The sequence below is a fragment of the Streptomyces dengpaensis genome (assembly GCF_002946835.1).
Lineage (GTDB): Bacteria > Actinomycetota > Actinomycetes > Streptomycetales > Streptomycetaceae > Streptomyces > Streptomyces dengpaensis.
In genome coordinates this window covers 7183075-7202456 of the sequence record NZ_CP026652.1, presented here as the reverse complement: position 1 = coordinate 7202456, position 19382 = coordinate 7183075, and the positions used below count along the sequence as shown (strand labels likewise).

17 protein-coding genes and 2 tRNA genes are annotated in these 19382 nt (G+C 70.4%); 8 read left to right on the top strand and 11 right to left on the bottom strand.

What is annotated here, in order from left to right; translation table 11 throughout:
* Positions 1-208 precede the first annotated feature (208 nt).
* Both C4B68_RS33270 and C4B68_RS33265 read left to right on the top strand, forming a co-directional pair.
* A complete protein-coding gene (locus tag C4B68_RS33270) occupies positions 209-2404 on the top strand; it encodes an elongation factor G-like protein EF-G2 (RefSeq protein WP_099500212.1) in 2196 nt (731 codons plus the stop codon).
* A gap of 156 nt (positions 2405-2560) precedes the next feature.
* Positions 2561-4228 (top strand): hypothetical protein, encoded by a 1668-nt coding sequence (locus tag C4B68_RS33265; protein ID WP_099500211.1) that lies wholly within the window; start codon positions 2561-2563, stop codon positions 4226-4228.
* Positions 4229-4716: 488 nt separating this feature from the next.
* On the opposite strand, the gene C4B68_RS33255 is transcribed toward C4B68_RS33265, so the two are convergent.
* Positions 4717-5277 carry an HIT family protein gene (locus tag C4B68_RS33255; RefSeq protein ID WP_099500209.1) on the bottom strand — a complete coding sequence of 187 codons (561 nt, stop codon included), beginning with the start codon at positions 5275-5277 and terminating at the stop codon, positions 4717-4719.
* 67 nt (positions 5278-5344) lie between these two features.
* Between C4B68_RS33255 and C4B68_RS33250 the strand changes: the two genes are divergently transcribed.
* Positions 5345-6001, top strand: coding sequence for a potassium channel family protein (locus C4B68_RS33250; RefSeq protein WP_099500208.1), 657 nt, complete (start codon positions 5345-5347; stop codon positions 5999-6001).
* Positions 6002-6026: 25 nt separating this feature from the next.
* Here the strand turns inward: C4B68_RS33250 and thrS are convergent, their stop codons facing one another.
* The 3 genes from thrS to C4B68_RS33235 form a co-directional block, all read right to left on the bottom strand.
* On the bottom strand, positions 6027-8003 hold the full coding sequence (thrS, locus tag C4B68_RS33245) for a threonine--tRNA ligase (protein WP_099500207.1): 1977 nt from the start codon (positions 8001-8003) through the stop codon (positions 6027-6029).
* A gap of 310 nt (positions 8004-8313) precedes the next feature.
* Positions 8314-9531 carry a serine/threonine-protein kinase gene (locus C4B68_RS33240; protein ID WP_099500206.1) on the bottom strand — a complete coding sequence of 406 codons (1218 nt, stop codon included), beginning with the start codon at positions 9529-9531 and terminating at the stop codon, positions 8314-8316.
* Positions 9528-10151, bottom strand: coding sequence for a DUF4365 domain-containing protein (locus tag C4B68_RS33235; protein WP_099500205.1), 624 nt, complete (start codon positions 10149-10151; stop codon positions 9528-9530). The genes C4B68_RS33240 and C4B68_RS33235 overlap by 4 nt, the downstream gene beginning before the upstream one ends.
* A 170-nt stretch (positions 10152-10321) precedes the next feature.
* Between C4B68_RS33235 and C4B68_RS33230 the strand changes: the two genes are divergently transcribed.
* Positions 10322-11050: a 3'-5' exonuclease gene (locus C4B68_RS33230; RefSeq protein WP_099500204.1), complete on the top strand. Its 729-nt coding sequence runs from the start codon at positions 10322-10324 to the stop codon at positions 11048-11050.
* A gap of 90 nt (positions 11051-11140) precedes the next feature.
* On the opposite strand, the gene C4B68_RS33225 is transcribed toward C4B68_RS33230, so the two are convergent.
* Positions 11141-11212 (bottom strand) — tRNA-Val (locus tag C4B68_RS33225).
* Between the two features lie 39 nt (positions 11213-11251).
* Positions 11252-11698, bottom strand: coding sequence for an SRPBCC family protein (locus tag C4B68_RS33220; protein WP_099500203.1), 447 nt, complete (start codon positions 11696-11698; stop codon positions 11252-11254).
* 118 nt (positions 11699-11816) lie between these two features.
* Between C4B68_RS33220 and C4B68_RS33215 the strand changes: the two genes are divergently transcribed.
* Positions 11817-14369 (top strand): SCO7613 C-terminal domain-containing membrane protein, encoded by a 2553-nt coding sequence (locus tag C4B68_RS33215; protein ID WP_240634556.1) that lies wholly within the window; start codon positions 11817-11819, stop codon positions 14367-14369.
* A gap of 288 nt (positions 14370-14657) precedes the next feature.
* On the opposite strand, the gene C4B68_RS33210 is transcribed toward C4B68_RS33215, so the two are convergent.
* Positions 14658-14732 (bottom strand) — tRNA-Val (locus C4B68_RS33210).
* An 81-nt stretch (positions 14733-14813) separates the two neighbouring features.
* Positions 14814-15248 (bottom strand): TIGR02611 family protein, encoded by a 435-nt coding sequence (locus C4B68_RS33205; protein WP_099500201.1) that lies wholly within the window; start codon positions 15246-15248, stop codon positions 14814-14816.
* Between the two features lie 191 nt (positions 15249-15439).
* On the opposite strand from C4B68_RS33205, the gene C4B68_RS33200 reads away from it, so the two are divergent.
* Complete coding sequence (locus C4B68_RS33200) at positions 15440-15853, top strand: SsgA family sporulation/cell division regulator (protein WP_003959770.1); 414 nt, start codon at positions 15440-15442, stop codon at positions 15851-15853.
* A 271-nt stretch (positions 15854-16124) separates the two neighbouring features.
* Complete coding sequence (locus C4B68_RS33195; protein ID WP_099500200.1) at positions 16125-16682, top strand: CGNR zinc finger domain-containing protein; 558 nt, start codon at positions 16125-16127, stop codon at positions 16680-16682.
* Between the two features lie 59 nt (positions 16683-16741).
* Here the strand turns inward: C4B68_RS33195 and C4B68_RS42175 are convergent, their stop codons facing one another.
* Together C4B68_RS42175 and C4B68_RS33190 are read right to left on the bottom strand one after the other, a co-directional pair.
* Positions 16742-16894, bottom strand: a complete 153-nt coding sequence (locus C4B68_RS42175; protein ID WP_167459210.1) for a hypothetical protein — start codon at positions 16892-16894, stop codon at positions 16742-16744.
* A 153-nt stretch (positions 16895-17047) separates the two neighbouring features.
* On the bottom strand, positions 17048-17494 hold the full coding sequence (locus C4B68_RS33190) for a hypothetical protein (RefSeq protein ID WP_099500199.1): 447 nt from the start codon (positions 17492-17494) through the stop codon (positions 17048-17050).
* A gap of 258 nt (positions 17495-17752) precedes the next feature.
* Between C4B68_RS33190 and C4B68_RS33185 the strand changes: the two genes are divergently transcribed.
* The gene (locus tag C4B68_RS33185) at positions 17753-18271 is read left to right on the top strand and encodes a DsbA family protein (protein ID WP_099500198.1); all 519 of its coding nucleotides are present in this window, start codon (positions 17753-17755) and stop codon (positions 18269-18271) included.
* A gap of 249 nt (positions 18272-18520) precedes the next feature.
* On the opposite strand, the gene C4B68_RS33180 is transcribed toward C4B68_RS33185, so the two are convergent.
* A complete protein-coding gene (locus C4B68_RS33180) occupies positions 18521-19345 on the bottom strand; it encodes a GNAT family N-acetyltransferase (protein WP_099500197.1) in 825 nt (274 codons plus the stop codon).
* Positions 19346-19382 lie beyond the last annotated feature (37 nt).

Here is a 19382-nt window from a genome sequence, read left to right as displayed (position 1 = left end):
GCGCGGGTGTGCGACGGCCGGGCACCCGCACCCAGGCGTCACGACGGGATGCCACCGGTGTCACGACGGGATCGCGTCCTCCGTATGGACGCACCGTGACGTGAGTGCAAAGCTCGAAGACACCGCGGGCGTCATCGGAGCCGCCACCGCACGCGGCCTCCCTATGCCCGCGCCCACAGAGACCTCACCGTGCACGGGAGGCAAGGCCATGGGCGACAAGGCGAACGCACACCCCGGAGCCGCCGGCAGGGCTACAGCGGCCGACCACCCCGCGTCCGTACGGAATGTGGTGCTGGTCGGCCACAGCGGATCGGGCAAGACGACTCTGGTGGAAGCTCTCGCGCTGACAGCGGGAGCGGTGAACCGGGCGGGCCGCGTGGAGGACGGCGGCACCGTCTCCGACTACGACGAGATCGAGCACCGGCAGCAGCGCTCGGTGCAGCTCTCCCTGGTACCCGTCGACTGGGACGGATACAAGATCAATATCCTCGACACTCCCGGATACGCCGACTTCGTCGGGGAGCTGAGGGCCGGTCTGCGAGCGGCGGACGCGGCCCTTTTCGTCGTCTCGGCCTCGGACGGCGTGGACGGCTCGACCCGCATGGTGTGGGAGGAGTGCGCGGCCGTCGGCATGCCGCGGGCCATCGTGATCACGCATCTGGAAGCCGCCAGGGCGGACTTCGAGGAGATGACGCGGATCTGCGCGGAGGCCTTCGGCGCGGACGACCCCGACGCCGTACTGCCCCTGTATCTGCCGCTGCGCGGCGAGGAGGGTCCCGACGGGCACGCCCCCGTGACAGGGCTGACCGGGCTCCTCTCCCAGCGGCTGTTCGACTACTCCTCCGGGGAGCGCAAGGAGGCCGAGCCTGGACCCGACCAGCTGCCACACATCGAGGAGGCACGCAACCGGCTGATCGAGGGGATCATCGCCGAGAGCGAGGACGAGACCCTCATGGACCGCTACCTCGGCGGCGAGGAGATCGACCTGAAGACCCTCGTGCAGGATCTTGAGCGGGCCGTGGCGCGCGGGACCTTCTTCCCGGTGCTGGCCGCCGCTCCGGCCGCCGAGGGCGCCCGTCAGGGCCTCGGCACGGTCGAGCTCCTCGACCTCGTCACGGGCGGCTTCCCGACCCCGCTGGAGCGCGAGGCACCCACGGTCACGACGCCGGAGGGCGCACCGCGCGAGGTGAACGCCTGCGACCCGAACGGGCCGCTGCTCGCGGAGGTCGTGAAGACGGCCAGCGACCCGTACGTGGGCCGGGTATCGCTCGTACGCGTCTTCTCGGGCACCCTGCGCCCCGACCAGACGGTGCACGTGTCCGGGCACGGAATGACCGACCGGGGTCACGAGGACCATGACGTCGACGAGCGCGTCGGCGCCCTGTCCACGCCGTTCGGCAAGCAGCAGCGCATCCTCTCGCAGTGCATCGCCGGCGACCTGGCGTGCGTGGCGAAACTGAACCGCGCCGAGACCGGGGACACCCTCTCGGCCAAGGACGACCCGCTGCTCATGGAACCGTGGCAGATGCCCGACCCGCTGCTGCCTCTCGCCATCCAGGCGCACAGCAAGCCCGACGAGGACAAGCTCTCGCAGGGCCTCGCCCGGCTGGTCGCCGAGGACCCCACCATGCGTCTGGAGCAGAACCAGAACACCCACCAGGTCGTCCTGTGGTGCCTGGGCGAGGCCCACGCGGACGTCGCCCTGGAGCGCCTGCGCAGCCGCTACGGCGTCCAGGTCGACGTCGTGCCGCACAAGGTCTCCCTACGGGAGACGTTCGCGGACAGGTCCGCCGGACGCGGCCGCCATGTGAAGCAGTCCGGCGGGCACGGCCAGTACGCGATCTGCGAGATCGAGGTCGAACCGCTGCCGAACGGCTCCGGCATCGAGTTCGTGGACAAGGTCGTCGGCGGGGCCGTACCGCGGCAGTTCATCCCGTCCGTCGAGAAGGGCGTCCGCGCCCAGGCCGCCAAGGGCGTGGCCGCGGGCTATCCGCTCATCGACGTACGGATCACGCTGCTCGACGGCAAGGCGCACTCGGTGGACTCCTCCGACGCCGCGTTCCAGACGGCGGGTGCGCTCGCCCTGCGCGAGGCGGCCGCCGACGCCAGGATCCATCTCCTGGAGCCGGTGGCCGAGGTGACGGTCCTGGTCGGCGACGAATACGTGGGCGCCGTGATGAGCGACCTGTCGGGGCGGCGCGGCCGGGTCGTCGGCACCGAGCAGGCGGGCGGCGGGCGGACCCTCGTACGGGCCGAGGTCCCGGAGATCGAGATCGGGCGGTACGCCGTCGATCTGCGTTCCCTCTCGCACGGGACCGCGCGCTTCAACCGCAGGTACGCGCGGCACGAGCCGATGCCGTCTCAGGTCGCCGAAAGGATTCGTGAACAGGCCAAGGACGCTTGACGGTTGAGCGTCTCGTGCATCGGCGGGCGGCTTCGGCCGTCCGCCGACGAATGTCGGTCGCGGCCGATACTCTGAGAACCTGATCAAGACGATGACCTGATCAACAGGTGTGCGGGGCAGGCAAGTCGGGAAAAGCCGCAGGAGCGGGCAGCGGCGATGGGGGCGGAAGTGGCATTCGACGGTTTCGATTTCACTCCCGGGGCGCAGGTGCCGCTCTCGGGCTCCGCGGGGCAGACGGCGGCGACCTTCGCGCTGGCCTCGGCGGCGTACCGGGACAACGAGGTCAAGGAAATCCTCAAGGCCGACAACGAGTGGCACAAGTCCACCGTCAAGGACGGAAGGATCAAGCTGTTCTCGCCGAACCTGGGCGAAGCCTTCTCGCGGGCCGTGGTGGACCGCATGCTGGGCACCGGCCGCAAGCCGCTCATCCAGTCCTTCGGCACCGACCCGCAGGTCATCGTGGAGCACTGCCTGGCCGCGAACCGCATCCGCCGGGAGCGCGACAACTGGCTGTCGGCCGTGATGGTGCTGTGCGGGCTTCTCTTCCTGCCCGGGCTGCTCGTCTGGCTGCTGGTCTTCCAGATCCGCACGCAGATCGCCAAGCGTGAGGACAAGCGGGCCTCCGCCCTCGCGACGGCGCTCCTCGTCGCCGTCGGCGCCGTCGCCGTGATCTTCCTCATCCGTACGCCGCTCACGGGTTTCTGGGCCTGGTACGCCCGGGCGGCCATCGTGCTGCCGGTCGTCGGATGGCTCTGGGCCAAGCAGATCTGCGAGCGCACGGCCAAGGACCTGCGCGAGCGCTGGGGCAGTCTGCTGTCCGGCGGCGGGATCGGCGCCAAGATCCCCGAGGCCGTGCCCGGGAGCCCCGGTGAGACCGCCGCCGAGCGGCTGCGGCAGGCGCTCGCCCGGCTCACCGCCGAGCAGCAGTCCAACTCCGTCTTCTACGCCGGGCCCAAGGGGATACTCGGCATGGGGACGCGCTGGGGTAGCTGGCAGCTCGCCGAGGACCTGGTGCCTCGTGAGGCGGACAAGGAGATCCATCCCTTCCGCAGTTGGGACGTCATACGGTCCGTCCACGACCAGCTGCGGATGCTGGAGCGGGGGCCGCTCAACACCGGGGGGTTCCCGGCCCCTTCGATCAAGCACTGGATCGTCACGCCGATCGGGGAGAACGCGAAGGCCGTGTCCCGGCCGGGCGGTACGGATGTCGATGCGTACACGATCAAGACGCATGCCATACAGGACATCTGCAACAAGCAGCAGTTCGGCAGCGGGGACCGGCACTACCTCGGGGTCCAATGGACGCTCTGGGACGGCCAGTTGATCATCACCATGCTGATCACCGTCACCGTGCTGCACGAGACGCTGCGCATCGAGGTCACCGGGCATGCGCTGGGGCCGGTGAACTCGCTCTTCACGACGAAGCCGGAGGCTCCGACGAAGGAGGTCGCCAAGGCGGTCAAGTTCTGGGAGACCCGGAAGGTGACTCTGCCGCTGGTGACGACGGACGAGGTCGTGCGGCTGGCTGTGCGGGCTCCGTTCACCTGGTATCCGCCGCTGCTGAACTGGCTGGGCGGGACGGTGACGCTTCCCGAGCCCTTCGGGCTGCGGCACGCCTGGGCCGATCAGCCGTGGCGGCATCGGTTCATGGCCGATGACGCGCTGCGGGCGGCTGCGCCTGTGTTGCGGGTGGTGCACTCCGCGGCGATCAGGGTGCTGGAGGAGAACGGGGTCGATACCGAGAAGTTCGGCAATCGGTCGGCGTTTCTCAGTACTGCGGTGCAGGATCCTATGCCTCGGAAGGCGGACGTCTACGACGCGTAGCGCCTCGCCGGCGGGGCGGGGGGTTCGCTTTCCGCCGGATGGAGGTCGGGGCCGTGCCGTGCCGGTACATCCGCCCGTCGCCGGTGGATCAGACGTTGGCTTGTGGGGAGACGTTTCCAGATCCGGGCGTAAGCGACGGGCATGTGATGTACCGGCACGGCACGGCTTCCGTGGTCTGGCGACTGCGGGTGGGTGGGGGCGTGCGCCCTCCATACCCCCGGCCGGCGGAGTCCTTCGGTCCGTCCGGCGAAGGTGGTCTTTCAGCCCGTCCGGCGTTTGAGGACGAGGCCGTTCAGGCCGAAGCGGGGGGCTGGGGGCGGCAGCCCCCAGGGACGATGGGGGTCCCCCCGCTCTGGGGGTACCTCCCAGGCCCTTAAGGCACTGGGGGAGAAGCCGAGAGTGGGGGAGGGTAGGGGCGGAGGGGGCGAAAAACATCCCGCGGCGGCAGATGATGGACCGGCACGGCCCCCGTGCGGCGCGGGCGGCTGTCAGGGCGTGGGCCAGGCCTCTGACAGCATTTTGCGGGTGTCTGCCAGGAGCTGGGGCAGGACCTTGGTGTGGCCCACCACCGGCATGAAGTTCGTGTCGCCGCCCCAGCGGGGCACGATGTGCTGGTGGAGGTGGGCGGCGATCCCGGCGCCCGCGACCGTGCCCTGGTTCATGCCGATGTTGAAACCGTGTGCGCCTGAGGCGGTGCGCAGCGCGGTCATGGCCTGCTTGGTCAGCTCGCCGAGTTCGGCGGTCTCCGGATCTGTCAGGTCGGTGTAGTCGGCGACGTGGCGGTAGGGCACGACCATGAGGTGGCCGCCGTTGTACGGGTAGAGGTTCAGCACGGCGTACACCTGCTCGCCGCGCTTCACGATCAGCCCGTCCTCGTCGGACTTGGCCGGAATCGAGCAGAAGGGGCAGCCGTCATCGGCTCCCGGGCCGGTGGGCTTGTTCTCGCCCTGGATGTAGGCCATCCGGTGGGGCGTCCACAGGCGCTGGAACGCGTCCTGCGTTCCCACTCCGATCTGCTGCTCCGGCTCACTCGTCATGTTGTGCAGCATATGGCTTCGCCCGTTCGCGGCGTGTCGGCGGGTACCGGACGGATCGGCCCGCGGTCAAGCTGACGTGATGGACGACGACAGCCCTCAGGGCCGCTGGGAGCGGCGCACCCAGGCATCGCTCGCGCTCGGCTCGGTGCTGTTCCTCGCCGCGTACGCCGTCCTTGTGCTCGCGCACGGTCTGCCCTCGGTCTGGCGGGACGGCTGCGTCGCGGTGATGCTGGCCGCCTGGGGCATGTTCGCCGTCGACTACGGAGTGCGGTGGCGGCTGAGTGGGGAGGGGTTCCGGTTCGTCCGGGGTCACTGGCTTGACACGGTGGTGCTCGCTCTGCCGCTGTTGCGGCCCCTGCGTGTCGTGAAGCTCTACGAGGCCGTGCTGAGGCGGCATGGGGGGCCTCGGCTCGCGCTGTATGCGCGCGTGATCGTCTACGCCGGGCTGTCGGTGCTCCTGCTCGGTTTCGCGGGCGCCCTTGCCATTTACCAGCTGGAACACGCGGCGCCGGGGGCGACGATCCGCACGTTCGGGGACTCGGTCTGGTGGACGTGCTCGACGCTCGCGACCGTGGGGTACGGGGATGTGACCCCGGTGACGTTCTGGGGGCGCACGATCGCGGTGGGGCTGATGGGGTGCGGTCTGGCGCTGCTGGGTGCGGTGACGGGGTCGTTCTCGTCGTGGCTGCTTCAGGTGCTCGCGCGGGAGGGTGACGAAAGGCCCCCGGGGAGCTGAGCTTCCCGGGGGCCTTCGACGGAGATCAGACCTGTGCGCGTTCCTCGACGATCTGCGCGATCTTGGCGATCGCCTCGTCGACCGGGATGCCGTTCTCCTGCGAGCCGTCGCGGTAGCGGAAGGAGACGGCGCCGGCCGTCATGTCCTCGTCGCCCGCGATGACCATGAAGGGCACCTTCTGCTTCTGCGCGTTGCGGATCTTCTTCTGCATGCGGTCCGAGGAGGAGTCCACCTCGACGCGCAGGCCCCTCTTCTTGGCCGCGGCCGCGAACTTCTGCAGGTACTCGACGTGCGCGTCGCCGATCGGGATGCCGATCGCCTGGACGGGCGCGAGCCACGCCGGGAACGCGCCCGCGTAGTGCTCCAGGAGCACCGCGAAGAAGCGCTCGATCGAGCCGAAGAGCGCGCGGTGGATCATGACCGGACGCTGCTTGGAGCCGTCGGGGCCCGTGTACTCCAGGTCGAAACGCTCCGGCAGGTTGAAGTCGAGCTGCACGGTCGACATCTGCCAGGTCCGGCCGATCGCGTCCTTGGCCTGGACGGAGATCTTCGGGCCGTAGAAGGCGGCGCCGCCCGGGTCCGGGACGAGCGGGAGGCCCTGCTTCTCGGCGACCTGGCGGAGGGTCTCGGTCGCCTCCTCCCAGGCCTCCTCGGCGCCGACGAACTTCTCCGGGTCCTTGGTGGAGAGCTCCAGGTAGAAGTCGGTGAGGCCGTAGTCACGCAGCAGGTTCAGGACGAAGGTGAGCGTCTTGTCGAGCTCCTCGGCCATCTGCTCGCGCGTGCAGTAGATGTGCGCGTCGTCCTGGGTGAAGCCACGGGCACGGGTCAGGCCGTGCACGACGCCCGACTTCTCGTACCGGTACACCGTCCCGAACTCGAAGAAGCGCAGCGGCAGTTCACGGTACGAGCGGCCGCGCGCGTCGAAGATCAGGTTGTGCATCGGGCAGTTCATGGGCTTGAGGTAGTAGTCCACGCCCTCGTCGAGCTGCATGGGCGGGTACATGCCGTCGGCGTACCAGTCCAGGTGGCCCGAGGTCTCGAAGAGCTTCCCCTTGGTGGCGTGCGGGGTGTAGACGAACTCGTAGCCCTCCTCCTCGTGGCGGCGCCGCGAGTAGTCCTCCATCACGCGGCGGACGATGCCGCCCTTGGGGTGGAAGACGGCCAGGCCGGAGCCGATCTGGTCGGGGATGGAGAACAGGTCCAGCTCGTTGCCCAGCTTGCGGTGGTCGCGCTTCTCGGCCTCGGCCAGGAAGTCGAGGTGCGCCTTCAGCTCCTCCTTGGACGGCCAGGCGGTGCCGTAGATGCGCTGGAGCATGGGGTTCTTCTCGCTGCCGCGCCAGTAGGCGGCCGCGTTGCGCATCAGCTTGAACGCCGGGATGTTCCGGGTGGTGGGCAGGTGAGGGCCTCGGCAGAGGTCCTTCCAGCACAGGTCGCCGGTCTTGGCGTCGAGGTTGTCGTAGATCGTCAGCTCGCCCGCGCCGACCTCGACGTCCGCGCCGTCGTCCGAGGAGGCCGAGCCCTTGAGGCCGATCAGCTCCAGCTTGTACGGCTCGTCCGCGAGCTCCTCGCGGGCGGCCTCGTCGGTGACCACGCGGCGCGAGAAGCGCTGGCCGCGCTTCTGGATCTCCTGCATCTTCTTCTCGATGGCCTTGAGATCCTCGGGCGTGAACGGCTTCTCGACATCGAAGTCGTAGTAGAAGCCGTCCTTGACGGGCGGGCCGATGCCCAGCTTGGCCTCGGGGAACAGCTCCTGCACGGCCTGGGCCATGACGTGCGCGGTGGAGTGGCGCAGGATGCCCAGACCGTCCTCGGAGGAGATCTCGACGCCCTCGACGGTCTCGCCGTCCTTGACCTCGTACGCGAGGTCCTTCAGCTCGCCGCCCACGCGGGCCGCGACGATGGTGCGCTCACCGGCGAAGAGGTCGGCGGCCGTAGTGCCCGTCGTCACCGCGCGCTCTTCCCGCTCGGAATCGCGTTGGATGATCACACGGACGTCTGACACCGGACTCTCCTGACTGAAGGGGGCGCCCACCACATACGGGATGGCATGGCAATGCCCTGAATCCTACCGAGCCCGGGGCGCCCTTCGCGAAACGGTTAACCGTTGCACCACCTCATTTCCCGCTGCACGCCTCCTCTGCACCACCTCATTTCCCGCTGCACGCCTCCTCTGCACCACCTCATTTCCCGCTGCACGCCACCTCTGCACCCCATCAGTCCCCGCTGCACGCCACCTCTGCACCACCTCAGTCCCCGCTGCACGCCTCCTCTGCACCACCTCATTTCCCGCTGCACGCCACCTCTGCACCCCATCAGTCCCCGCTGCACGCCTCCTCGAAGAAGTCCAGGTTCTCCTGGAGCGACTTCATCAGCCGGTCCCGCTCGGCCTCGTCCACCTGCACGGGTACGACCCCGGAGGCGTCCGTGAGCCTGCGGAAGCCGCCGCGGCTCTCCAGGCGCCCGTGCACCCGCACCGGCAGCCCGACCAGGTGGGCATGCCCCGCTATCCGGTAAGCCTCCTCGTCCAGTGTCATGCGGACGTGCGGGATCTCGGCGCCGGCGATGACCCGCAGCCGTACCGTGCCCGCGCCGCGTGGCCCCGACCTGCGCATCCGCACCACCGCACCCGTGATGCGCACCGGCACGGACGGTTCCTCGCGCAGATAGCGGGCTCCGGCCTCGCGCAGCACGGGCAGGTCGCCGGGGGAGAACTCCACGGGCTCGGCCGGTGCGGCACACCCCTCGGGGACCCCCTCCGAGGGCGCCCACTCGACGGCGATCCGGGCGCCCTCGGTGCCGCGGACCAGGGCTACCAGCGCTTCCAGGAGCTCACGGCTGACGCCCGCCTCGACGGCCGCGTCGAAGGCGTCCATACCACCGGTGGCCCGCTGGTAGTCGATGGCCTCGCGGGCGGCGTACAGCGCCTCGTGCAGTCGTATCGCGAGCGGCCGCCCGGTGGAGACGGGCAGGAAGGCGGTGAGCCGGCGTCCGCCGGGTTCGGCGCCGACCAGGACGTTGTCCAGGGACGCCGCGGCGGACCTGCGGTGGCGGGCGCCGTAATAGCCCGCACGCGCGCGCGTGGCCAGTGCGCCCGCGAGGAGCGTCTGGCGGGCGGCGGCGCGCAGCTGTTCCTCGACCGTCCAGGGGGCGGCGCCCACCGGGCCGGCCGGGACCTCCCTCAACCAGCGGATCTCGTCGCTGGGCACGGCGAGCGCGACCAGCACGTCGCGCGCGGACGGTGACCCGCTACGGGAGAGCGCGACCAGGGCCTCGCCGAGGAGGTCGTCGCTGTCGGGAAAGGCCCGGCTTTCCGGCACCAGCAGGCTGGTACCGCCGCCACCGGGCCCCGGTGGGGTCCATCGGCCGTACCGTCCCACGGCCCCGCCGCGCCGCTGCCAGCCGTGCCGGTGCAGCAGGGCGCTGAGCACGGCGGGGTCGACCTGGCCGGGCTCCGGAGGCTGTGTCCACAAGGCGTCGACGGGATGCGGCCTGACCGGTCGCAGGGCTTCGTCGATCGGGCGGTGGGTCATGGTCTGCCTCCCGTCCCGACCCGCGTCATGATCTCGCAGAGTGCCCGGTCGTCGAAGATCCGGGCGGTCGGTATGCGAACGGTGGTCCTGCGCCGGCCGGTGATGGCGTGTCCGGCGAGGTTGGTCCAGTAGCAGCAGTGCCGCAGGTCGAGGCGGTCGTGGCTGGCGCGCAGCCAGTCGTCCTGGGACCTGGGCACGAGCATCACGACCAGGATCTTGTGCACCGAGACCGGGGTGCGGGCGAGCTTCGCCAGGTGCTCGTTGTCGAGCGTGAAGGAGAAGGCGGGCCCCAGACGGCGGGGCGGGACCGCAGGCCCCTCGGTTGAGGGCGGTGGTGGGAGACGGGCGGGCGGGTTCGGCGGGATCTGGTACGTGCACTTGAGCTGCACCTTGATGGTGACTTCGTCGTCGACCGTGTGCCCGGGGGCGCTGTGGCTGACGTGCCAGTCGATGCCGTTGTCCGGAAAGGGCTGGGACAGCGAGCAGCCCGCGGCCGCCGCGACGGCGTGCAGATAGCCCACCTGCAACGTCTCCATGCAGGCGGTGGTGGCGAGCGTGCCGCGATGGGGTGCCGTCCGCTGGGGCAGCAGCCCGCCCCGTTCGGGCTGCGCGAGTGCCATGAGTCCAACAGCCTTCCAAGCTTGGTGAATCCCCGTGACGGGCCGCTGAACTGCAAAGACCCGTACCTCTGTTGTCTCCTCGCGGCGTATGGCGCAAACAGCCCGGGTATCACCAAACGGGCAGAAGACGGTACGTCAGCTGCCGTGGGTGAACGAGGAGTTGTGTACGTATGACGTGCTGGTACGAAGGCCCCTTGGCCGCGTTCGACACGGAGACCACGGGCGTGGATGTCGAGACCGACCGGATCGTGTCGGCCGCCGTCGTCGTCCAGGACGCCCCGGGTTCCCGTCCGCGGGTGACCCGATGGCTGGTGAACCCGGGAGTGCCGGTGCCCGAGGGGGCGACGGCGGTGCACGGGCTCACGGAGGAGCATCTGCAGCGCAACGGCCGCTGGCCGTCGCCGGTGATGGAGGAGATAGCCCGAGAGCTGGGCGAACAGGCCGCGGCGGGCCGCCCGCTCGTGGTGATGAACGCACCCTTCGATCTGACGCTTCTGGACCGGGAGTTGCGCAGGCACCGCGCTTCGTCCCTCGGCCACTGGTTCGAGTCGACTCCGCTGCTCGTGCTCGATCCACGCGTCCTCGACAAGCATCTGGACCGCTATCGCAAGGGCCGCCGCACCCTCACCGACCTGTGCGCGCACTACGGCGTGGTCCTCGACGGCGCGCACGACGCGGGGGCCGACGCACTGGCCGCGATGGAGGTCGTCCGCGCGGTGGGGCGCCGTTTCGCGGCCCGCCTGGAGCGGCTGTCACCGGCCGAGCTGCACACGCTGCAGGCGGTGTGGCATGCGGCGCAGGCGCGCGGACTGCAAGCGTGGTTCGCGCGCAGCGGCTCGGAGGAGGCGGTGGATCCGGCGTGGCCGCTGCGTCCGGGCCTGTCGGCGGCAGCCGCCTAGGAACGCCCGGGGACGGCCTGGGAACGGCCTGGGAACGGCGCGGGAACACAGAAAAACCGGTCCGTCTGTGACGGACCGGCCTTCTCCGGGTGGGCGATACTGGGTTCGAACCAGTGACCTCTTCGGTGTGAACGAAGCGCTCTCCCACTGAGCTAATCGCCCGGGAACGCACTGAACCATACAGGTCCCGGCGGGTGTGGTTCAAACCGCTTCGAGGTAGGCCGCCAGTCCGCGCTGTCCCGCGCGCATCATCAGGGCGTGGTTGGCGCGGAAGACGGGCCGTCCCGGGACCGCGAGCCGCCGCAGCAGCGGCTTGCTGACATCGACCTCCTGGTCGTACTGAGCCCGGGTACCCGGCCCGTCGGCGGTGAGCGTCCAGCGTGCCCAGCCGACCATGTCGCCGGACAACGCGATCTCCAGGACGCCGCCGGCCCGATCGCGGCGCACCTCACGCCCGGTGAACGTCATGTCGTACGGGAGGACCGAGCGGACGCGGAGGACGCCGCTGCGTTCGTCGACGCGGGTCACCTCGCGCACCTGGGGCCACCAGCGCGGATAGTGCTCGGCCTGTTCGAGGACGGTGTAGACGGTGGCGCGGGGCGCGGGCAGGTCCCACACACTGCGGAAGCGGAAATGGCTCCAGTCCATGAACCGAGTGTGCCCCATCCGGAAAACCGATGTCCGGAAACCGACGTCCGGAGAACTGAGTACGTCCTGAGTACGCGCACTCATGCCGGGGGACGTGACCGGGACCACACTCCGAGGCATGACCCACATACCGCCCCCGGCCGAGGAGTTGCGGCTCCTCGACGCCGAGCTGCGGCAACTCGACGCGCGCCGGGCCCTGTTGCTGACACGCCGCGCCTGGCTGATCGCCTCCCTTCAGCAGCCTGCTGCCCCGCACGAGCCCCAAGCGGCTCCCACGCACGGGCTCCAGGCCGCTCCGACGCGTCAGCCCGAGACCACGGCACCGAGTGTCCAGAACGTGCTCCTGCTGCTCGGCGGCATCCTGCTGACCGTGGCCGCGGTCGTGTTCACGGTCGTCAGCTGGGGGCATCTGGGGATCGCCGGGCGGGCCCTGGTCCTCGGCGCGGTGACGCTGGCGGCGCTCGGCGCGCCGGTGCCGCTGCTGCGCCGCGGGCTGAGCTCGACGGCCGAGTCGGTGGCGGGGATCGGCCTCGCCCTGACGGTGCTGGACGTCTATGCCCTGCACGAGGTCGCGCTGCCGGACACCGACGGCCTCGGGTACGCGGCGACCGCCTCGGCGGTGCTGGCCGCGGTGTGGGCGGCGTACGGACTCGCCGTCGGCGCGCCGAGCCGGCCGACGGCCACCTCCACGGGCCTGCGGCTGCCCCTGCCCGCCGCCGTGACCGCGGCGCAGCTCCCGCTGGTCCTCTGGGCGGCGGCGGCCGACGCGGACGCTCACACCCTCGCGGCCGCGCTGCTGGCGACGGCCACGTTCGACACGGCTGTCGCGCTCCTGTCCCCCGCGACGTCCGTCCGTCTCGTCGCCGCCACCGGCGCGTACGGCATGGGCGGTTGGGGCACCTTTGCCGCCGGTTGGCTGTCCTGGACGGCCTCCGGCCCGAGCGCCGCCGCCCGTGCGGCGGCGCTCCTCCTCCTTGCCGCGGCGATCGCCCTGGCGGCGGCGTGGCGCGCCCCGAAGCCGGACATCGCCGCCGGAATCGCGACGGCGGGCGGCCTGATCACCGTCGCCGGACTCGGCGGTGTCCTGCGTTCGTCGCTGCCCGACGACTGGACGGTTCCGGGCTATCTGGTGTGCGGCGTCGCCCTGTTGGCCGTCGTACGCACCGGCCTGCCCGAACCGCTGCGGCGCGGACTCGCCGGGGCCTCCGGCTCCGTGCAGGCCGTCGCTGTGGTGTGGGCGCTGCCCCTGGTCGCGGTCGCCCTGCTGGGCCCGCTCGGCTGGGTCGAGCGGATCTGGTCCGGCGCCCCGGCGACCGCCCGCGACGCGGTGACCACCGACCTGTCCTGGCCCACGAACGCGGCCACGGCGCCGCTCGTCCTCGCGCTCGTCGCCGCGGTCCTGGCGGTGGCGGTCCGCGGCACGCACTGGCGTCAGCATGCGCTGACCGGCGCACTGACCCTGACGTGGGCGACGGCGCTCGTCCTCCCGGCGACCCTCGAACTCCCCTACCCGGCAGTCCTGTTGGCACAGGGGCTCACGACGGTCGCGGCCCTGGCGTACGCCCGCCCGACACAGCCACGGACGCCCGAGCCCGGCACGACCACACAACCACCGACGCCCGAACCCAACACCACCACACAACCACCGACGCCCGAGCCCGGCACCACCACACGGCCACCGACGCCCGAGCCCGGCACCACCACACGGCCACTGATACCCGCGCTCGTGATACCCGCGCTCGGCCTGGCCCTCCTCACCTCCCTCAGCCTCGCGTTCCTCTCGCTGGCCTCCGAGGGCGCGACCCTGATCGTCCTCGCCGCGCTGGCCGCCCTGTTCGGAGCCGCCGCCTGGCGGCCCGGCCTCGGTCCGGTCGCCGCACCCACCTCCCTGGTGTACGTCACCGCCCTGGCCTGCGCCGCGGGAGCGTCCTTCGGCTGGCAGCCGCAGCACACCGCGCTGCTCGTCCTCGTGGTGCCGGTCGGCGCGGCCCTCCTCGCGGCGCGGCTGGGCAGCTCGTCCCTCACCGTGCCGGTGGAGGTGGCTGGGGCCGCCGCGGGACTCCTCGCCATCGGACTCACCGTCGCCGATCCGTCGATGCTGGCCCTGGTGCTGGCCCTCTGCGGAGTGATCGCCGCGGGCACGGCCGTACGGCAGGACCGGCGCTCCGTCGGATACGCGGCCGCCGCCCTGTTCGTGCTGGCCACGTGGGTCCGGCTGGCGGCCTGGGAGGTCGGCTCCCCGGAGGCGTACACGCTTCCGGTGACCGTCCCGGCGCTGCTCGTGGGCGCGGTCAGGCGGCGCAAGGACACCGAGGTCTCGTCGTGGACGGCGTACGGCCCGGGCCTGTCCGTCACGCTCGTGCCGAGCTTCCTCGCGGCGTGGGGCGACGCGCACTGGCTTCGCCCGCTGCTGCTCGGCGCGGCGGCGCTCCTGATCACCCTCCTCGGCGCGCGACACCGTTTGCGGGCGCCGCTCGTGATGGGCGGCACGGTGCTCACACTGGACGCACTGCACGAACTCGCCCCGTACATCGTGCAGGTGGTCGACGCGCTCCCCCGTTGGGTGCCTCCGGCACTCGCCGGTCTGCTGCTGCTCACCCTGGGAGCGACGTACGAGCAGCGCATTCGCGACGCGCGCCGCGTGCGGGAGGTACTGGGGAAGATGGACTGACTCCTGAGCCCCTACGGCGGCATATTCTTCGCGTCCTACTTGCACAGGAAGCCGATGGCATTCCGGACAACACCCGGCGAATTGCCGTCAGAGTCTTGCGGAGTGCGGGGCGGTGACGATCCGTTATGTCTGGCAGGGTTCTGACGACCGCACCAAGCGGACGGATTTCAAGTGTTACTTGGACATCAGGAAGAAAGAGTTCCAGGTGCGGCGTCGCCGCACAGACGACGCAGAAACGACGAAGGCGGCCTGGTCCACGTATTCCGTGGACCAGGCCGCCTATCGCGGTGGTGGGCGATACTGGGATCGAACCAGCGACCTCTTCGGTGTGAACGAAGCGCTCTCCCGCTGAGCTAATCGCCCGGGCGCACGTAGAACATTACCCCATGTCAGAGGGCGCTTCGACCATCCGCGCCCCCTCAGGGCAGCGCCCGAGGGGCTGCGTCATTCCTTGATGTTCCAGGGCATCTCGATGCCGAACTTCCAGACGTAGACGCCGACAAGAACCGTGATGATCACCAGGCCGACGGTGGTGAGGATGATGTTGCGACGCCGCACCTCGGGGTCGAGCGCCCGCTGCGTCGCCTCCGTGACCTTGCGCTTCGTCCAGCGGAGCACCAGCTGCGCCCAGACGAACTCGGTCGCCCAGATCGCCATGCCGCCGAAGATCACCAGCCAGCCCGGCCCCGGCAGCGGAAGCATGATCACGCCCGCGACGACCACCGCGAGTCCCACGACGAAGACGCCCACCTGCCAGCTCAGGTGCAGCACGCGTCGCGCCTTGATGAATTCCGGCGCCCGTGAGCCGAGCTCCCGTTCGCCCTTCATCCTGTCGTCAGCCGTGGCGATCTTGCCCGGCTCGTCACTCCCCGTATTCATACGGCCAAACCTTACCCGAGAGGAACCAGTCACCGGAATGGCCCTATCCGGCGAACGCACTCTCGGCCGGATGAGTTACGTAAAGGCACGCAAAACACTCAGAGGGGTTTACAACGGCACCGTAGGTGGCATGTCGATTTCGCCGACGTGCGAATCCCCGAGCGCACACTGAGCGAAAGGCCCTGGCGCTTATGAACACCACGGTCAGCTGCGAGCTGCACCTGCGCCTCGTTGTGTCGAGCGAGTCCTCACTGCCTGTACCCGCAGGACTGCGGTATGACACGGCCGATCCCTACGCCGTGCACGCCACCTTCCACACCGGAGCCGAGGAAACCGTCGAGTGGGTGTTCGCCCGCGACCTCCTCGCCGAGGGCCTGCATCGGCCCACTGGTACCGGAGACGTCCGAGTCTGGCCGTCCCGCAGCCATGGCCAGGGCGTCGTATGCATCGCCCTGAGCTCCCCGGAGGGCGAGGCCCTGCTCGAGGCCCCGGCGCGGGCCCTGGAGTCGTTCCTGAAGCGAACGGACGCCGCCGTGCCCCCGGGCACGGAACACCGGCATTTCGATCTCGACACGGAGCTCTCACACATCCTGGCCGAGAGTTAGCGCGGCCCCACAGAGCCGCCCGGCGCCGTCCACTCGGGGAGACGGCTCGGGCCTAGACAACCGCATAGGGCACACAGGCGCCGTCGTCGCGGGCTAACCGCGGAGGCGGCGCCCGTGCGCACCCAGGCACGCCCCTGCGCGCCCCGCACCCCGCCTGCCGCCCGTCCCCCTGCGCCCGGCTCCCCACCGCCCCTCACCCGGACCGTGAAGCCACTACCATCGGCCAGCATCGGCGGGCGCCTGCCCGACCCCCCAGGCCAGGGAGCGAAACGTGCTGATCACCCACGACACCCGGTGCGCGCTCGACGCCGTGGTGGACCTGGTGAACACCGCCCCGGAGGACGAGACGACGGATGGGCTCGCGGATGTGACGTCCCTCGCTGATTTCGTACGAAAGCACGAAATCAGTGATGTCGGCGTGTTGTCGGAGCACGATCTCGCCGCCGTGCGCAAGGTTCGCGGGCGGTTCGCCGGGATCTTCGCGGCCGACGATCCGCGGACCGCCGCCGAGCTCATCAACGAACTGGTCGCCGCGGCGGGCACCACGCCCCGGCTCACGGATCACGACGGCTACGACTGGCATGTCCACTACTTCGCGCCGGGTGCCTCCGTCGCGGACCATCTCGCGGCCGACTGCGGGATGGCGCTGGCCTTCTTCGTGGTCGCCGGGGAGCAGGAGCGGCTGCGCCGCTGCGAGGCCCCGGACTGCCGGCGCGCCTTCGTCGACCTCTCCCGCAATCGCTCCCGCCGCTACTGCGACAGCCGCACCTGCGGAAACCGCCTCCACGTGGCCGCGTACCGCGCGCGCCGCAAGGAAGCGGCGGGCTGACAGGAAGCGGCGGACTGACGGAGCCCTCGGCGGGTGGCGCCAGGGGCTCCGTGTACGGCTCAGAGCAGCAGCAGGTCGTGCAGCGAAGCCATGAGCAGCAGACAGCCGATCACCGCAAGGAAGATCATCAGCGGCGGCTGGGAGAGCGCGAAGAGACAACCACGCCGCTCCTCGGACGGGGCGGCGGTGTCGCTCTGTGTTGTGTCCAGCATCTCGCGGCGATGATGGCGCAGCCGACACCCCTCGCGCGATCAACACGCCCGGAATGTACGGGAGTTCGCTCGATCATGTGACGGAGGCGCTCGAACATGAACGCTTCGGCGCACTCCGCGAAGCGCCCGCGAACCCTTGCGTGTTTCAGCCGGTCATATGCCGTGCTTCTTCAGGATGGCCTCGATGTCGCTGAAGTCGTCCCCGGAGCCGGTGGCACGAGACGTCGTCGTGGGACCGGCGGCCGGGCGGGTGCTCGGGGCCAGCGAGGGCACCGAGGCCGAGGGGGCCACCGCCTCGCGCTGAGCGGCCCTCGCCGCCGCCTTGCGTTCCTTCCGTGTCCCGCCCCGACGCCGCTGAACAACCCGCGTGGTCATGAACAACAGCCAGGAGACGGCAAGCACGGCGAAGCCGGCCCACGCGGTCGGGCTGAACGCGGTGTCGGCCAGCCATTCGACCACCCCGGTCATCACCAGGCCGATCGGCACGAGCGAGTAGGCGGCGATGCGGACGGCCGCCAGGAAGCGCTTGCGGTAGGCCGTGATCGCGGCGATGCCCAGGCCGGCCGCGGAGACGGCTGAACAGACTGTCTCGGCAATCATCCGGTCCTCCAGGCAGGGCTCGGTCGGGCAGGGTCCGTTCGTCCCCTCCATCCTGCACCGCCCGACGCCCGATATGCCATGCTCCGGGTGCACCTCAGGGACATCTCCGGGTCGGCGTCCTCCCCAGGTCCCGGTCGTCCGAGCGCCTGATCAGTCCTCGTCGATCCAGCTGGTCCTCGTCGATCCCGGCCGGAGTGACGAAGGCACGCCCCCGGTCCCGGTTGGGCCGCGACCGCCGTGGCTGGGAGACTGGTCTCCATGAACGACTCCTCCGCCACCCTCCCCGTCGTCCTGGACGTCTGGTGCGAACTCCAGTGCCCCGACTGCCGCAGCGCCCTAGCCGACCTGCGCGAGCTGCGTGCCCGCTACGGCGACCGTCTGGAGCTGCGGATGCGGCACTTCCCCCTGGAGAGGCACAAGCACGCCTTCGCCGCCGCACAGGCCGCCGAGGAGGCCGCGGAACAGGGCAAGGCCTGGCCGTACGTCGAGGCCGTACTCGGCCGCGTCGAGGAGCTGGACCATAAGGGAGAACCCTTCCTGGTCGAGGTGGCCCGTGAACTCGGCCTGGACGCCGAGGAGTTCGACACGGCCCTGATCGACGGCCGGCACATGCTGATCGTCGACGCCGACCAGGCCGAGGGCAAGGCGATCGGCGTGACCGGCACCCCGACGTACGTCATCGGCGGCGAACGCCTCGACGGCGGCAAGAGCCAGGAGGGCCTGCGCGAGCGCATCGAGGAGATCACCGACCGGCTGCTGGCCGACCAGGAGCAGTGACGCCGCCCCCGACAGCGGACGACGACTGTGGACCACTGCAACGGACAATGCACAGCACCGCCGCATCACTCCGTAATGCATTTGGTACGCTCAGTGCATCGTCGGGGGCGACAACCAAGTCCCCAACAATCCGAGTGAGTCCCGTACTTGCTCCTGCGGCCGGAAGGGTCGTCGCTGGACAGGCATGACCTGTCAAACTCCCCGGAGCGATCCAGGGGAGAATCTCCCGGATTCATCCGGGAGAGAACTTCAAAGCAGGTCCTTGTACAGGAAGTACGTCGTCGTCTCGTAGCCGAGTGACGCGTAGAGCCGCTCGGCCGGGGCGTTGCCCGCGAAGACGTTGAGACCGATGCGGTTCTCGCCGGCGGACACCGCCTGGGCTTCGGCGAGCAGCATGAGCGTACGGCCGTGGCCCCGGCCCCGATGGGCCGCGTGGACCTCGACGTTGTAGACGTAGGCGTGCCCGAAGTGCTCCCCCAGCCACAGGTCGCCGACCGGCGTGCCTTCGTGTTCCAGGACGCTGAAGTGCGTGTTCTCGGTGGCGAGCCCCTGCGGCAGCAACTGGTCGTGGTCCCGGTTCGACTTGGCGTACGCCTCGGCCTCCGGCACGCCGCGCCGGATCCAGTCCTGCGCGTACCCCTCCCTGGCGTGCCCGTCCCAGGCGTCGTACTCGGCCCGCGTCATGGGGCGCCCGACGCTCCCCTCGGGAAGGCCGGGCGGGGTGCCGTCGAGCGCCTTCTCCATGCGGCGGTTGCGGGTGACGTATCCGAGCGCCTTGGTGAGTCTGAGCCCGGCCTCGGCGTTGCCGGGGACGGCCACCTCGATCTGCCGGCACCCCCAGCCGCGGGCCACCTCCTCGGCGGCGAGCGCGGCCACCGTGCCCCGGCCGCGCCGGCGGTCCGGCTCCTCGATGCGGAGCTCGTGGATCTTGGCGACGGACGGCCCGAAGCGGGAGCCCGTCGCGAGGTGTATCTCGCCCACGGGACGGCTGTTGACACATACCTGGAAGCGGCGCGAGCGCGTCCCGTCGACGGCGTGCTGAAGCGGCTCGACCGGCCGCAGGGTGGTGGTCATCAGGGGTGTTCTACCCGCCCGAGGGCGTGCCGTCATC